This window comes from Dyadobacter sp. HNCC25DJ186, assembly GCF_056895235.1.
In genome coordinates, this window is sequence record NZ_JBXHAS010000006.1 from 126,054 (window position 1) to 139,857 (window position 13,804).

Here is a 13,804-nt window from a genome sequence, read left to right on the forward strand (position 1 = left end):
TTCCATGGAATTAACAGGAACTGTCATCGCTTTACTCCCTGAGGTATCTGGTCAGGGTAAAAATGGAACATGGCGGAAGCAGGAATTCATTCTTGAAATCCCTTCACAGTATCCAAAAAAAGTATGCATTTCATTGTGGGGTGATAAGATCGATCAGGCTGGCTTAAAGGTTGATGACGCTGTAACCGCATCGATTGATGTTGAAAGCCGCGAGTATAATAGCCGCTGGTATACAGAAGTAAAAGCATGGAAAATTGATAAGGCTGGCGCTGGAAACGGTGGCGGAAATTCTTACAACGCGGGAAGCAGCAACAGCACTTTGCCTCCGGTAACCACTTTTACAGAAGACGAATCAGACGATCTTCCATTCTAAATATTATCAAGCGGTCCACCGAAGTTTTTACAACGATGGACCGCTTGTTTAATTTATAAGTCTCTCACGCCATCGCTACGGTGAACTGATCCAGCACTTCGTGCGGATGCACTTCCAGCACATTTGCAAGCACAAGCATAACTAAAGTATTGGAAGCGATCTTCCTCGAAATTCCTGCGGCAGCAGCGAACAATTCAACATTTACCGATTTTTTCTCGTCGAGCAACTTCATTAACTTTTCTTCCTTCTCGCCGTACTGAAACCGGATATCACGTTTGAACCGGCCACGACGCATAATTTCTCTCATTTCCTTACTGGCCTGGATTGATTTATCCGCCACGCGTACGTATGCCTTTCTGATTCCCAGAGAATCTACGACATAGTGCGGCTTATCCGGACTTCGCGGAATGGTAAGAACCAAAACCTCCCGCTCCATATCAATGGGGATTTTTTCTAAACGGTAATCAAGTTTGGGGAAACAATAAGTATTAATCGCTTTGACGAGTGTGTATTCATCTTCGTCTGAATCTTTCACTCCTTTGATCGTTCGGTCATCTCCAACACCGACGAATAACTTTCCACCGCCAGAATTGGCGAAAGCGACTAATTCGCGAACAATTTTCTCGGGATGATTAGATTTCAACTTGAACTCCACATGATCACCCTCGCCTTTTCTGACCAACTCTTTAAGCAATCGTAGTTCCATCAATTGGCCTGGATAGATACTTAACTATGAAAAAAACAATTCGGTTTTGTCTAAAAAGCTTTTCATAATAACGTTACTAATATACATTCCTTTTGTGATATTAGGAAAATATTACGTGATTTTATCAATTGCAAAACCTGGCTCCTGTTATTAAAAAACAATGCCGTCGCGAACAAGGGAATTCATAAAAACAAAAAACGGCACCTGTTGGCGCCGCTTCTCATTTAATATTCATCTTCATTAAAGAAGAAGTCATCTTTGGTCGGATAATCCGGCCAAATTTCCTCAATACTTTCATAAGGCTGACCATCATCTTCCAATTCTTGTAGGTTTTCAACTACTTCTAACGGAGCTCCTGTTCTTATTGCGAAGTCAATCAGCTCGTCTTTGGTAGCTGGCCAAGGAGCATCTTCCAGATAGGATGCAAGTTCGAGAGTCCAGTACATAGTTTTTTCGCCTATTAAATAGTTACTTAATTTTTTAAGGATTGCAAAAGTAAAAAAAATTGCATCTTTTGATAATTTTAAACAAAAAATATTAAAAATAATTGTTTTTTAATATTAATATTTTTCCTGGCGGGATAAACATTTGAATATCATAAATTTATCCGACCAGCAAAGATGTTCTTCTTTCTATTCTGATATCACTCACGATATACAAAAAGCGTTCCCAGCAAATTTCAATTGTTTGCCAGAAATTAGACGCTTCTCATCTGCAAGCCAAAATCTTTTGTAAATTTCCCGATCATTTAGAATCAGCAATTAATTATGACAATTGAAGTTTGCGCATATTCACTGGAATCCTGCCTGAACGCGCAGGTTGGCGGAGCAGGGCGTATTGAATTATGCGGAGGACTTGGCGAAGGCGGAACTACGCCAAGTGCGGGCCTTATTGAAATGGTACTGGAACACATTAAAATTCCGGTATTTGTGATGATCCGTCCACGCGGCGGCGATTTTGTATATGATTTTTTCGAAGAAGAAATCATGAAAAGAGACATTGCCCTCGCTAAAAAACTAGGAGCACAGGGTGTGGTCCTTGGTGTTCTTCTCCCTGATGGACAAGTAGATATCGCACGTACGAAAGCACTCGTAGACTTTGCAGCACCCATGAAAGTAACTTTCCACAGAGCTTTCGATCTGACACCTGATCCTGTTAAAGCTTTAAAAGCTGTGATTGAAACCGGCGCTGAAAGAATATTAACTTCCGGTCAGAAATCGAGTGCTCCGCAGGCTATCCCACTTTTAAAACAATTGTCGAAAGCGGCAGGAAGCTCAATAGAAATTATGGCCGGCGGCGGTGTCAACCACCACAACGCGAAGGAACTAAAAGAAGCAGGCGTCCATGCCTTACATTTAACTGCCAAATCCTTTCGCCCAGGCCGACAGAAATTTTTTCCGGCAGATATCTCCATGGCAGGAGAAATACCAGACGAGCGATCAGTATTATACAGTGATTTAAATCTTATTGAAGCGATAGTGGAGGCGGTTGCAGATACAGAATAAATAAAAGGTAGAAATTTTCACTTTAGTCTCCTCCATATGAAATTTGTCAAAGCCATTTCGACGATTATACTGACAATCATTCTGGTATATGCATTGAACAGGCCTTGGGGACCGGTTCCTGCGCTGGGTACTTTTCTAAGTCCGTTTACAGGATTCTGGCAAAACGGTGAGAAAATTTCTGATCCGGAAGGAGAAACTGTTTTGAGACTGGATAGTCTCAGGGATGAGGTAACAATCCGTTTTGATGACATTGGCGTTCCCCATATTTTTGCCAAAAATGACTTTGACCTTTTTTATGCGCAGGGATATATCACGGCAAAAGACCGGTTATGGCAAATGGACATCCAGACAAGAGCTGCATCAGGACGACTCTCAGAAATACTCGGACCCGCAACTTTAGAAATGGATAAAAACAGCCGTAGGCTCGGCATGGCTTATGGCGCTGAGGTAAATGCAAAAATTGCGCTGAGTGATCCAAAGTCCAGGGAAGCATTGCTAGGCTATACCGCCGGTGTCAATGCTTATATCCGCCAGCTTGCCAGGAAAGATTATCCGGTAGAATTTAAATTGCTTGGATATGAGCCGGAGCTATGGAAACCCATCAATACCATGTATATGTTGGAACAAATGACATTGACGCTGGCCGGGCGTTCGAATGACCTGAATATGTCAAATGTTTTGAAAAAGTATGGAAATGAGGTTATAAATGATCTGTTTCCTGATTATCCAATGCTTCAGGAAAGCCCAATTATTCCGGCCGGGACGGTCTGGAATTTTGAGCCACTTAAAATTCCGGCAGCCGGGACTTCCCTTACGAAGGACTCAGTTCTGATAAATGAATCGCCGAAACCAGAAATAAAACCGGAAGGCATTGGTAGTAATAACTGGGCAATTGGCGCAGAAAAATCTATTACTGGCTACCCTATTTTAGCCAACGATCCCCATCTGGAACTGACATTACCATCGATTTGGTATCAGGTTCAGCTACATTCACCGGATCTGAATGTTTGCGGAGTTTCATTGCCAGGAATTCCCAGTGTGATAATCGGTTTTAATCAAAATGTAGCCTGGGGCGTCACCAACGTTGATGCTGATGTTTACGACCGATATAAAATCACTTTTAAAGATACTTCGCAGTCGAGTTATTGGTATGACAATCAATGGAAACCTACCCGCAAGCGGGAAGAAGTCATTTTTGTAAAAGGTCAAAGTGAACCATACCGGGAACAGGTTACTTATACACACCACGGCCCTGTTACGAAATATTCTGATGAACTGACCGGATCTGTTAATCTGGCCACACGCTGGATAGGGCATGAGCCTGGTAACAGTTTCCTGACTTTCTATGAACTTAACAAAGCAAAGCACTACGACGACTATCGTAGTGCTTTGGCGAAGTATGTCGGGCCTGCTCAAAACTTTGTTTTTGCGGATAATGGGAAAAATATTGCAATTACAGTAAATGGAAAATTACCGTTAAAACGAAAAGACCAGGGAAAATTCTTGCTGGACGGCACCAATCCGGATGATGACTGGAAAGGCTGGATCCCCGCAGAGCAAAATCCATTTGTAAAAAATCCGGTGAGGGGTTTTGTGAGTTCCGCAAATCAGTCTTCTACTGATCCTTCCTATCCATATTATATCAACTGGATCTTTTCACCTTCAGAGCGCGCGATCAGGATTAATGAGCGGCTTGAAAAAATGGCTTCCGCGAATGCGGACAGTCTGAGAATGCTTCAAAATGATAATTTTAATGTGCTGGCACGCACGATACTGCCGAAACTGCTTTCTATTTTAGAAAAAACTCCGCTGAATTCCACTTATAAAGCTGCTCAACAGGTTTTGACAGATTGGAATTACCAGAACACACCTGATAAAATTGCTCCTTCTATTTTCGAAGAATGGTTCCCGGCTTTAAGAAGTGCGGTATGGAATGATGAATTTGAATCACCCAATGCGCCATTGGCTTTTCCTTCGAGAGACCGCCTTCTGTATATGATTTTAAAACAACCCGATGCCAAATGGTTTGATAATGTTAAAACACCGCTTAAAGAAACGTTGTCTGATGTAACGGTTGCCAGTTTCAAGGCGGCCGTGGATACGCTAAATGCCAGACACGGCGCCATGAGTCCGTCGTGGCAGTGGTCGGAGGTAAAAGATACCGAGATCAAACATTTAAGCAGGAGTTTAAATCCGTTTAATGCACCTCATCTAAAACTGGGTGGCGGAACAGGGATTGTTAACGCAATCACGAAGAGAAACGGGCCATCCTGGCGAATGGTCGTAGAATTAGGCCCAAACCCGAAAGCGTACGGGATTTATCCGGGAGGACAATCAGGAAATCCGGGCAGTCCTTATTATCTGAATTTATTGGAAAAATGGGAAAAAGGTGAATTGAATGAGCTTGTATATTTGTCTTCTCCCGATCAGCAGCATCCGCATTTAACTTCCAGAATCATTCTTAAAAAGAAATAGCGCTATGAATTTTCTCATTATTTTCATCGTCACAGCCATTCTTCAAGTTTTCACGCCCTGGTGGACTATCGCGCTGATTCCCTTTTTAGTGATGATCTGGCGGCCAGAGACTTCCCTTAATGCTTTTATTACAGGATTTTTTGCCATAGCGCTTCTCTGGTTTTCTTATGGTTTATATTCACACCTGAGTACAGACGGGATTATGTCTAATCGAATTGCTGAGATTTTTTCTTTGCCAAATGGAATTTTGTTACTGATCGTAACAACCATTGTCGGAGGATTGGTTGGCGGGTTATCAGGATTGTCGGGTTATTTTCTCGGAAAAATCGTACAGTGAATAAAATATACATTGGCCTGTTTCTCATGCTATTTGCCTTTCTGCTTATTGCCTTGTTTGTCCATAATCTTGACTACTGGGTGTCGGTAAAATGGTGGTCTCTTAATATCACTACGGTTGGGTTTTTGTTCATCTTTTTTCCTGTGATGAAAAAAATTAAAACAACTCAATTTTATCAGTTTTTCTTTACACCTAAAAAATGGTATCTGAGTATCCTCTCAGTATTACTGTTTATTCTGACATTAACTTTTCTTTATATTTTTATTGAGAAATTAGCTCTGTTGACAAACAAAAAGATTCAGGCTTATTATTTGAACGGAAAAGTGCAGGGAACGATCGGTGAAGTTATTGGGGTTGTCGACATTACCTACACTTTGAAATCAACTTATCATCAACGCTTTATGGCAGTCGAATATGCTACACCCGATGGAATTTTACGCCAGGGACTCGATCCAAAGCAATATGGATATCTGCAAAACGGCCAGAAAATAGAAATAATTTATTCTAGGGATCATCCTTCAATATTTAAAGTCGAGTAAAAATTTAAGGAATTGTAGGCCTTGAAACACAAATCATTATCTTTGCGGCTCTTTCTAAAAAAAACAAAATCTTAAAAACGTGAATAACAATACTTCGTTAATTTGGAACATCGTGCTTAGTATAGCCGTAGCGGTGTTATTTTTCTTACATTTCTCAGGAAATAAATCAGAAGCAGGCGCGGGATCAGACGGAGGCGTAGTTGCTGGCCGCCGTACGGTATATGTACAGGTAGATTCTCTTTTGACGAATTACGATTTCTTTAAGGATACCAAGAAGGCCCTTGAAAACAAACAATTCCAATTAGAAAATGAATTGAATACAAAAGGACGCTCTTTGCAGAATGAGGTAGCTTTTTTCCAACAAAAAGCACAAACAATGACGCCTGATCAAGCCCGTTCTACCGAGGCGCAATTGATGAAAAAACAGCAGGATCTTGTCGCTTACCGTGATCAGGCTATGGCTGGACTTCAACAGGAAGAAGCTGGTAAAAACGAAGAGCTTTACAAGCAAATCAGAGCTTACATCGAAAAATATAACAAAGAAAATAACTACGAATATGTATTAGGCTATTCTTTGGGTGGCGGAATCTTGTTCGCTGACAAATCTCTTGATGTAACTCAGAAAATCATCGAAGGTTTGAATAAAACTTATAAAGAAACAGACGCTGGAAAAGCTGCTGCTGACACTACTGCAAAAAAATAATTTCAGTATTTTAAGGGGTTTCTGGAATAGGTGGCTGATTTGATCGGCCGCCTTTTCTTTTGCATTTTTTATAATATAGAATTAGAGGATAAATTGTTAGTCGGTATATTTCTGACACTGCATCAAACGCAACGAGACGACTTAACTTAATAAGCCGTCTCGTTGATATTTTTTCCTTTCGGAGTATTCCTCTTAAACTGCTTTCGAAGTCGATTTTGCTCCAATATATTCACGGTTCATACGCGCGATGTTTTCAAAGCTGATTTCCTTTGGACATTCAGCTGAACACGCATGCGTATTGGTACAGTTACCAAAACCTTCTGCATCCATTTGCGCAACCATTTTCTCTGCACGAATATTACGTTCTGCCTGACCCTGTGGCAACAAAGCAAGCTGTGAAATCTTAGCCGAAACAAACAGCATCGCAGAAGCGTTTTTACATGCTGCAACACAAGCTCCGCAAGCAATGCAAGCTGCTGCGCTAAATGCGTCATCAGCATTTTCCTTAGGAATTGGCAAGCTGTTTGCATCCTGCGCATTTCCGGTATTCACAGATACGAAACCACCTGCGGATATAATCCGGTCGAAACCGTCACGGTCTACAACCAAATCCTTGATAACCGGAAAAGCTCCTGCTCTCCATGGCTCTACGGTAATGGTATCGCCATCCTGGAAAGAACGCATGTGTAACTGACAAGTTGTTACGCCTTTCAACGGGCCATGTGGGCGTCCATTGATAAACATGGAACAAGATCCGCATATTCCCTCTCTGCAATCGTGGTCGAAAGCGACAGGTTCTTTACTTTCTTCAATTAATTGTTCGTTAAGAATATCGAACATTTCAAGGAAGGACATATCCGGAGAAACGCCGTCCAGATTATAACTTTCAAATCCTCCTTGTGTATCTTTATTGCTTTGTCTCCACACTTTAAGCGTAAGACGCATATTGCCTGCACTCATTTTTTCTAAACTGTTAATGATTAACTATTAACGAAATTTATTAGTTATAAACTCATAAGAAGCACCGGAGTTAAAGCCGATAGCTGAAAGCCGAAGGCCGATAGCTATTTATAACTTCTCTGAGCGATTTTAATGTTATCGTAAACAAGATCTTCTTTATGAAGCTCCCATTTTTCTGTTGCGATATGCTCCCATGCAGACACGAACATAAAGTTCTCGTCATCACGAAGTGCTTCACCTTCTTCTGTCTGGAATTCCTCACGGAAGTGACCTCCACAAGATTCATCACGTGTCAAGGCATCGATACACATCAATTCACCTAACTCGATAAAGTCGGCAACGCGGTTAGCTTTGTCAAGCTCAGGATTAAAATCAGCGATTTTACCCATTACTTTCACATCATTCCAGAACTCTTCACGTAATGCGCGGATTTCAACAATGGCTTCTTTCAGCCCTTTTTCATTACGGGCCATTCCGCATTTATCCCACATGATCTTACCTAAACGGCGGTGGAATACCTCAGGAGATGTTTTTCCCTTAATTGTTATTAATTTTTGGATTCTGTCACTAACTTCCTTTTCCGTTTGAACGAAAGCTTCATGATCCGTTGAAATATGTCCGGTTCTGATTTCACCAGCAAGATAAGCTCCGACGGTGATCGGAATTACAAAATATCCATCGGCCAAACCTTGCATCAGGGCAGACGCTCCCAGACGGTTTGCACCGTGATCTGAGAAATTCGCTTCACCCAGTGAATATAAACCAGGAACGGTTGTCATCAGGTTATAATCAACCCAAAGTCCCCCCATGGTATAGTGAACAGCCGGATAAATACGCATAGGCACTTCATAAGGATCTTCTCCCGTGATCTGCTTATACATATCAAAAAGGTTACCATACTTTTCTTTCACTACCGCCTTACCCCATTCCAGAATCTGGCTCTCAGGCGCATTGGTAATGTTATTTTTGTTTGCTTCTCCCTGTCCGTAACGGTGGAACGCAGCAGAAAAATCCAGGAATACTGCCAGTTTTGAAGATCCAACGCCATATCCGGCATCACATCTTTCTTTGGCTGCACGGGAAGCGATATCACGCGGAACCAGGTTACCAAAAGCTGGGTAACGACGTTCCAGATAATAATCTCTTTCATCTTCCGGAATTTCGTTTCCGGGACGCGTATCATTTTGTTTTTTCGGAACCCAGATACGACCATCATTACGAAGTGATTCTGACATCAAAGTCAGCTTCGATTGATGCTCACCGGATACCGGAATACATGTCGGGTGAATTTGTGTAAAACATGGATTTGCAAAGAATGCACCACGTTTGTGTGCTTTCCATGCAGCAGTAACATTACTACCCATCGCATTTGTCGATAGATAAAATACGTTTCCGTATCCACCAGTGCAAAGCAGAACTGCGTGAGCAGAATGTCTTTCCAATTCGCCTGTGATCAGGTTTCTTGCAATAATACCACGGCACTTTCCGTCAATTTTCACAACGTCAAGCATTTCGTGACGGTTGTACATGGTAATTGTCCCCATACCAACCTGGCGTTGCAAACCTGAATAAGCACCTAATAAAAGCTGCTGACCTGTTTGTCCCGCCGCATAAAATGTTCGCTGAACCTGTACCCCACCGAAAGAACGATTGGAAAGAAGTCCGCCATATTCACGTGCGAAAGGAACACCCTGTGCAACACATTGGTCAATAATATTGCCGGAAACTTCTGCCAGACGATGCACATTGGCTTCGCGGGACCGGTAATCTCCTCCTTTAATTGTATCGTAAAATAGACGATGAACCGAGTCACCATCATTCTGGTAATTTTTAGCTGCATTGATACCACCCTGTGCCGCGATTGAGTGCGCACGACGAGGAGAATCCTGGAAACAAAATGCTTTTACTTTATATCCCATTTCTGCCAGCGTAGCAGCGGCAGAAGCACCTGCCAAACCAGTTCCAACAACAATTACTTCAATGTTACGCTTGTTGGCAGGGTTCACAAGAGGTATTGTTGATTTATATTTCTCCCACTTATCTTCCAGCGAGCCTTGTGGTATTCTGGCATCCAGACGAGATGAAGTTGCCATATATTTTGAAATGTTAATTAACCGAAAATTGAGATTCAACTATTTAAACAAAAGCATTCAACTTGAAACCAATATTTGCAATAAATACTGATCATCAAATGCTGAAATTAATACACCCAACCAAGATAAATTGAGATTGGCATCAGTGCAAAAAGAGTGGGAACAACGATTGAAAAAGCAACACCTATAGCATGAATTGCACCGTTGTATTTCAAGTGGTACAGACCCAGTGTTTTGAACGCACTTTCGAAACCATGCAATAAGTGCCAGAAAAGAGAGAAACATCCAAGCACATAGATGATCACAACCCAGATATTCTGGAATATGTCAAGCATCATTTGATAGAGGTTAAGCTCCTCGCCGGTTGCAAACTGATTGGAACGGTTTGGAATCCAGAAATGGGACGTATGAATTACTAAAAAGATCAGTATCAGCGTACCCAGTAAACCCATACTGCGGGAATACCAGCTGCTGTTCGCACTTGGATTCGTTACAGCATATTTTACCGGCCTTGCATCATTGTTTTTCTTAGTCAGCCAGAGGCCGTCAGCAATGTGGATCAAAAAACCTAAAACCAGACCGATTTCGAGCGTTCGAATGATGGGATTGGTACCCATAAAATGCCCCCAGTGAGTAAATGTTTCGCCCCCATCGTTGTAAAAAATCATTGCATTGATGGTTGCATGTATTACCAGAAAACTGATCAAAAATAAACCGGTAAGCGACATGATCACTTTCTTACCGATTGAACTTGTTAATGCTTGTGTAAACCAAGACATAGCAAACACGAATAGTTTTAGTACAAAAAAATAAGGTATATTTAGAACGTTTCAAAGGTATGGCACAAACGTTTGCGAGACAATAAAACAGGATCATTTTTATGAACCGCTCTACAATTTATAATCATTATTAAGTACCCTGTCAGGCTAATTAGTCGCTGAAAGCCATGCAAATACGAAATCCCTAAATTTTATCCGATGTTTTGCCGCAATCAGAGGTTTTATTACGAATAGATGAATACATTTTAAAATAGATTTTTCGTTGATGTACCGTGATATTAGGCTCAGGGATTTTTATTTTTAACATAAAAATGTTTGCTTTAACATATATCACAGTCGTTATTTAGTACCGCAAACAATACGTGTCAAAGATTCGCAGTGAAGTGTTTGCCTATATCCGGAATAAAGTAATCAATTTATATGCGCAATAATCTACAATTTCAGGTTTTACTCTTTTTACTAATCTGTTTTGCCTTCGGGAACCAGGCTTATGCAACGCACGCCAGAGCAGGCGAAATTACGGCAAGGCGTGTTCCAAATAACCCGCTTGCATACGACGTGACTTTTACCGGTTATTTCGACGTGAGTCCTAACGGAATCGGCGCGGCAGAAGCGCAGAGATTTGTTTCCATGTATTTTTATAATGGAGCCTCAGGGACAAACGCAGCTCCGACGCAAGTCGACCGGATTGACGCCTTAACGCGCAATATTGGAAATAACACAACCCAGAACATTTACACTACGCGTTACGTTTTTCCATCTGCCGGTAACTGGAGTATATCCGTATCAATTGACAATAGAAATGTTAACATCCTGAATTTAAGCCCCGTCCCAACCGATCGCCTGAATTTTTATGTACATACCAATATCGTAATCAATTCTTTCGTAGGTGTAAATCAGACGCCGGTTTTATTAAATGCTCCAATCGATATTGCCGCCGTCGGGCAGCGCTATATCCATAATCCAGGTGCTTTTGACGCGGACGGAGACAGTATTGCTTACCGCCTCTTTACTCCTCAACAAGGAACTTCAAGAGGTTTGGGAGAAAATCTTGGCTATAAGGACCCAAATCTGGTAACACCTCCAGGCGTAACAGAAGCCGGCCAAACGCCGGCAAATTTTAGTATGAACGCAATTACGGGCGACCTTATCTGGGATGCGCCCGTCACGCGGGGATTATACAATGTCGCTTTTGTGGTGGAAGAATGGCGGGACGGCGTGAAGATTGGTGAAATTATCCGGGATATGCAGATTATCGTGGAAGATGCAAGAAACGATCGTCCAAAACTGGATCCTATTGAGCAAATTTGTGTCGAGGCAGGAACACTTATTAACCGGACGATCAGGGCAACAGATAAAAACGGAGACAGGCTGACGCTGACAAGTACGAGTGGTTTATACCAGTCTACTCCGCTGATCACACCTCCTTATGCCACTTTCACGGTCCCTCAACAAGGCGCGCAGTCTACTATTACCGGTCAGTTTCGATGGCAAACGGATTGTAATCATATACGACTTGAACCCTACGATGTGCTCTTCAAGGTCGAAGATGGGCCTGCGGCGGGTGCTCCAAACCCATCATTGTTCCGAAAACTTGTTGACTTAACAACCTTTAATATTAGTGTTTACGGGCCGCCGCCGCAAAATCTGCGTGCCGTTCCAGTAACAGATGCAGCCGGAAAAGCTTTCCGTATAACCTGGGATTCTTACAAATGCCCCGTTCCGGGTGCAAGAATTGTGGTTTACAGAAGGGAAGGCTGTAGTGTTATCCCTATTGATGTGTGTAAGCCCGGCCTTTCGCCAGGTTCAGGTTATGAAGAAATTGCCAGGGTTGGTATTGGCGAAATCTTTTATGTCGACAACAACAATAATACTGGCCTGGAATCGGGTATTTCTTATAGTTATAGAATTGTCGTTGAATTCCCAAGACCCGGCTCTGACATCAATGAACCGGGATATCTGGTGGGCGGTGGAGAAAGTATCGTTTCAGATCAGGTTTGTATCGAAGTACCTTTGATTATGCCTGTAATCACCAATGTTACTGTTGACGAGACGAATGAAACGAACGGGCAAATCACGGTGAAATGGACAAGACCTACCCTTCAGGAAGGCGCTTCCATTCCGGCTCAGTATAAGCTTTTCCGTGCAACAGGGTTGAACGGTGCCTCTTTCACAGAGATCGCAACAATCAATACAAATCTTTCTCCGGGAGCCGCTGATACGGTTTACGTCGACAGAGGCTTAAACACAGTTGCCAATGCGTATAACTATAAAATTGAATATTATTATACCGAAGCCGGAAATCTTGTAAAATTGGATGAAACGGAAACTGCCAGCAGCGTGAGGTTATCACAAGGTCAGGCAAATCCGACAAGTATCCGCTTGAACTGGACGGCAAATGTGCCTTGGAGCAATGATAATCGCACACACAGAATTTACAGGGAAGATAAGGCCAGACCCGGCACATTCAACAGAATTGCAGATGTTCCAGTGCAAGGTCCTCAGAGTTATACTTTTACTGACGACGGCACAGACAGGTATGCTGCTGACGGAACTGTAAATGTATCTATCCTGAAAGATTCAGTTTATTGTTACAAAGTTGAGACAGTCGGCTCTTATAATAATACGCAGATCAAGGCTGACCCGCTTTATAATTTCTCGCAAATTATTTGTTTGTCTGCTTCTGATACAACCAAACCCTGCGTTCCGGTTTTATCCATCGATGAACTGAATTGTGCAGAAGTAAAACGAGACACCTACTGCGGGCAAACTTCATTTACGAATAATTTGTCCTGGACATATCCGCAAACCGCTGAATGTGACCAGAATATTATTGCCTACCGGTTATATTACACCAGGTATGAAGGTGATACACCGACGCTGCTTAACGAAATTGCAGCCCCTGCTTCTACTTCTTTCGCGCATGAAGGACTTACTTCTTTTGCTGGATGTTATTATGTAACGGCTGTCAATAAATATGGAACAGAGAGTCTGCCGAGCAATATCGTTTGCAAAGACAACTGCCCGGTTATTGAATTACCAAATGTAATTACGCCAAATGGGGATGGAAAAAATGATACGTTCGAACCACTTGATTGTCCGAGTTTTGTACAGGCAGTTGAATTCAAGGTATTTAACCGATGGGGAGCAAAAGTATTTGAGACCAAGGATGTGAATGTTAATTGGGACGGAAAAAACAACTCCGGAAATGAGCTGTCTGCCGGTCAGTATTATTACGAAATGACTGTATATTTTGAATCTGTTCAACGCGGAGGAAAACCAGCTCAATTTAAAGGTTGGGTTCAGATTTTGAGATAGTATTAAGATTGATTTA

12 protein-coding genes are annotated in these 13,804 nt (G+C 42.1%); 7 read left to right on the forward strand and 5 right to left on the reverse strand.

What is annotated here, in order from left to right:
* The first annotated feature begins 4 nt into the window (after nucleotides 1-4).
* Nucleotides 5-373: a DUF3127 domain-containing protein gene (locus tag AC1XUO_RS18590; RefSeq protein ID WP_235152178.1), complete on the forward strand. Its 369-nt coding sequence runs from the start codon at nucleotides 5-7 to the stop codon at nucleotides 371-373.
* 64 nt (nucleotides 374-437) lie between these two features.
* On the opposite strand, the gene AC1XUO_RS18595 is transcribed toward AC1XUO_RS18590, so the two are convergent.
* Nucleotides 438-1,079 (reverse strand): AlbA family DNA-binding domain-containing protein, encoded by a 642-nt coding sequence (locus AC1XUO_RS18595; RefSeq protein ID WP_483331276.1) that lies wholly within the window; start codon nucleotides 1,077-1,079, stop codon nucleotides 438-440.
* Between the two features lie 224 nt (nucleotides 1,080-1,303).
* Entirely contained in the window at nucleotides 1,304-1,525 is a 222-nt protein-coding gene (locus AC1XUO_RS18600) for a DUF2795 domain-containing protein (protein WP_013927448.1), read from the reverse strand.
* A 321-nt stretch (nucleotides 1,526-1,846) separates the two neighbouring features.
* On the opposite strand from AC1XUO_RS18600, the gene AC1XUO_RS18605 reads away from it, so the two are divergent.
* The 5 genes from AC1XUO_RS18605 (at nucleotide 1,847) to AC1XUO_RS18625 (ending at nucleotide 6,638) form a co-directional block, all read left to right on the forward strand.
* Entirely contained in the window at nucleotides 1,847-2,584 is a 738-nt protein-coding gene (locus AC1XUO_RS18605) for a copper homeostasis protein CutC (protein WP_483331277.1), read from the forward strand.
* Nucleotides 2,585-2,620: 36 nt separating this feature from the next.
* Nucleotides 2,621-5,059 carry a penicillin acylase family protein gene (locus tag AC1XUO_RS18610; RefSeq protein ID WP_483331278.1) on the forward strand — a complete coding sequence of 813 codons (2,439 nt, stop codon included), beginning with the start codon at nucleotides 2,621-2,623 and terminating at the stop codon, nucleotides 5,057-5,059.
* A gap of 4 nt (nucleotides 5,060-5,063) precedes the next feature.
* Entirely contained in the window at nucleotides 5,064-5,396 is a 333-nt protein-coding gene (locus AC1XUO_RS18615; RefSeq protein WP_483331279.1) for a hypothetical protein, read from the forward strand.
* A 26-nt stretch (nucleotides 5,397-5,422) separates the two neighbouring features.
* Nucleotides 5,423-5,935, forward strand: a complete 513-nt coding sequence (locus tag AC1XUO_RS18620; RefSeq protein ID WP_483331280.1) for a hypothetical protein — start codon at nucleotides 5,423-5,425, stop codon at nucleotides 5,933-5,935.
* Nucleotides 5,936-6,014: 79 nt separating this feature from the next.
* A complete protein-coding gene (locus tag AC1XUO_RS18625; RefSeq protein WP_483331281.1) occupies nucleotides 6,015-6,638 on the forward strand; it encodes an OmpH/Skp family outer membrane protein in 624 nt (207 codons plus the stop codon).
* 192 nt (nucleotides 6,639-6,830) lie between these two features.
* Here the strand turns inward: AC1XUO_RS18625 and AC1XUO_RS18630 are convergent, their stop codons facing one another.
* The 3 genes from AC1XUO_RS18630 to AC1XUO_RS18640 all read right to left on the reverse strand — a co-directional run bounded on the left by AC1XUO_RS18630 (nucleotide 6,831) and on the right by AC1XUO_RS18640 (nucleotide 10,470).
* A complete protein-coding gene (locus tag AC1XUO_RS18630; protein WP_483331519.1) occupies nucleotides 6,831-7,583 on the reverse strand; it encodes a succinate dehydrogenase/fumarate reductase iron-sulfur subunit in 753 nt (250 codons plus the stop codon).
* A 119-nt stretch (nucleotides 7,584-7,702) separates the two neighbouring features.
* Nucleotides 7,703-9,691, reverse strand: a complete 1,989-nt coding sequence (locus AC1XUO_RS18635; RefSeq protein WP_483331282.1) for a fumarate reductase/succinate dehydrogenase flavoprotein subunit — start codon at nucleotides 9,689-9,691, stop codon at nucleotides 7,703-7,705.
* 107 nt (nucleotides 9,692-9,798) lie between these two features.
* Nucleotides 9,799-10,470 (reverse strand): succinate dehydrogenase cytochrome b subunit, encoded by a 672-nt coding sequence (locus AC1XUO_RS18640; protein WP_483331283.1) that lies wholly within the window; start codon nucleotides 10,468-10,470, stop codon nucleotides 9,799-9,801.
* Nucleotides 10,471-10,890: 420 nt separating this feature from the next.
* On the opposite strand from AC1XUO_RS18640, the gene AC1XUO_RS18645 reads away from it, so the two are divergent.
* A complete protein-coding gene (locus AC1XUO_RS18645; RefSeq protein ID WP_483331284.1) occupies nucleotides 10,891-13,788 on the forward strand; it encodes a T9SS type B sorting domain-containing protein in 2,898 nt (965 codons plus the stop codon).
* The last annotated feature ends 16 nt before the right edge of the window (nucleotides 13,789-13,804 follow it).

What these genes read in the sequence shown, in the direction of transcription:
- AC1XUO_RS18590 (WP_235152178.1), top strand. Translation starts at nt 5, where the DNA reads ATGGAATTAACAGGAACTGTCATCGCTTTACTCCCTGAGGTATCTGGT.
- AC1XUO_RS18595 (WP_483331276.1), bottom strand. Translation starts at nt 1,079, where the DNA reads ATGGAACTACGATTGCTTAAAGAGTTGGTCAGAAAAGGCGAGGGTGAT.
- AC1XUO_RS18600 (WP_013927448.1), bottom strand. Translation starts at nt 1,525, where the DNA reads ATGTACTGGACTCTCGAACTTGCATCCTATCTGGAAGATGCTCCTTGG.
- AC1XUO_RS18605 (WP_483331277.1), top strand. Translation starts at nt 1,847, where the DNA reads ATGACAATTGAAGTTTGCGCATATTCACTGGAATCCTGCCTGAACGCG.
- AC1XUO_RS18610 (WP_483331278.1), top strand. Translation starts at nt 2,621, where the DNA reads ATGAAATTTGTCAAAGCCATTTCGACGATTATACTGACAATCATTCTG.
- AC1XUO_RS18615 (WP_483331279.1), top strand. Translation starts at nt 5,064, where the DNA reads ATGAATTTTCTCATTATTTTCATCGTCACAGCCATTCTTCAAGTTTTC.
- AC1XUO_RS18620 (WP_483331280.1), top strand. Translation starts at nt 5,423, where the DNA reads ATGCTATTTGCCTTTCTGCTTATTGCCTTGTTTGTCCATAATCTTGAC.
- AC1XUO_RS18630 (WP_483331519.1), bottom strand. Translation starts at nt 7,583, where the DNA reads ATGCGTCTTACGCTTAAAGTGTGGAGACAAAGCAATAAAGATACACAA.
- AC1XUO_RS18635 (WP_483331282.1), bottom strand. Translation starts at nt 9,691, where the DNA reads ATGGCAACTTCATCTCGTCTGGATGCCAGAATACCACAAGGCTCGCTG.
- AC1XUO_RS18640 (WP_483331283.1), bottom strand. Translation starts at nt 10,470, where the DNA reads ATGTCTTGGTTTACACAAGCATTAACAAGTTCAATCGGTAAGAAAGTG.
- AC1XUO_RS18645 (WP_483331284.1), top strand. Translation starts at nt 10,891, where the DNA reads ATGCGCAATAATCTACAATTTCAGGTTTTACTCTTTTTACTAATCTGT.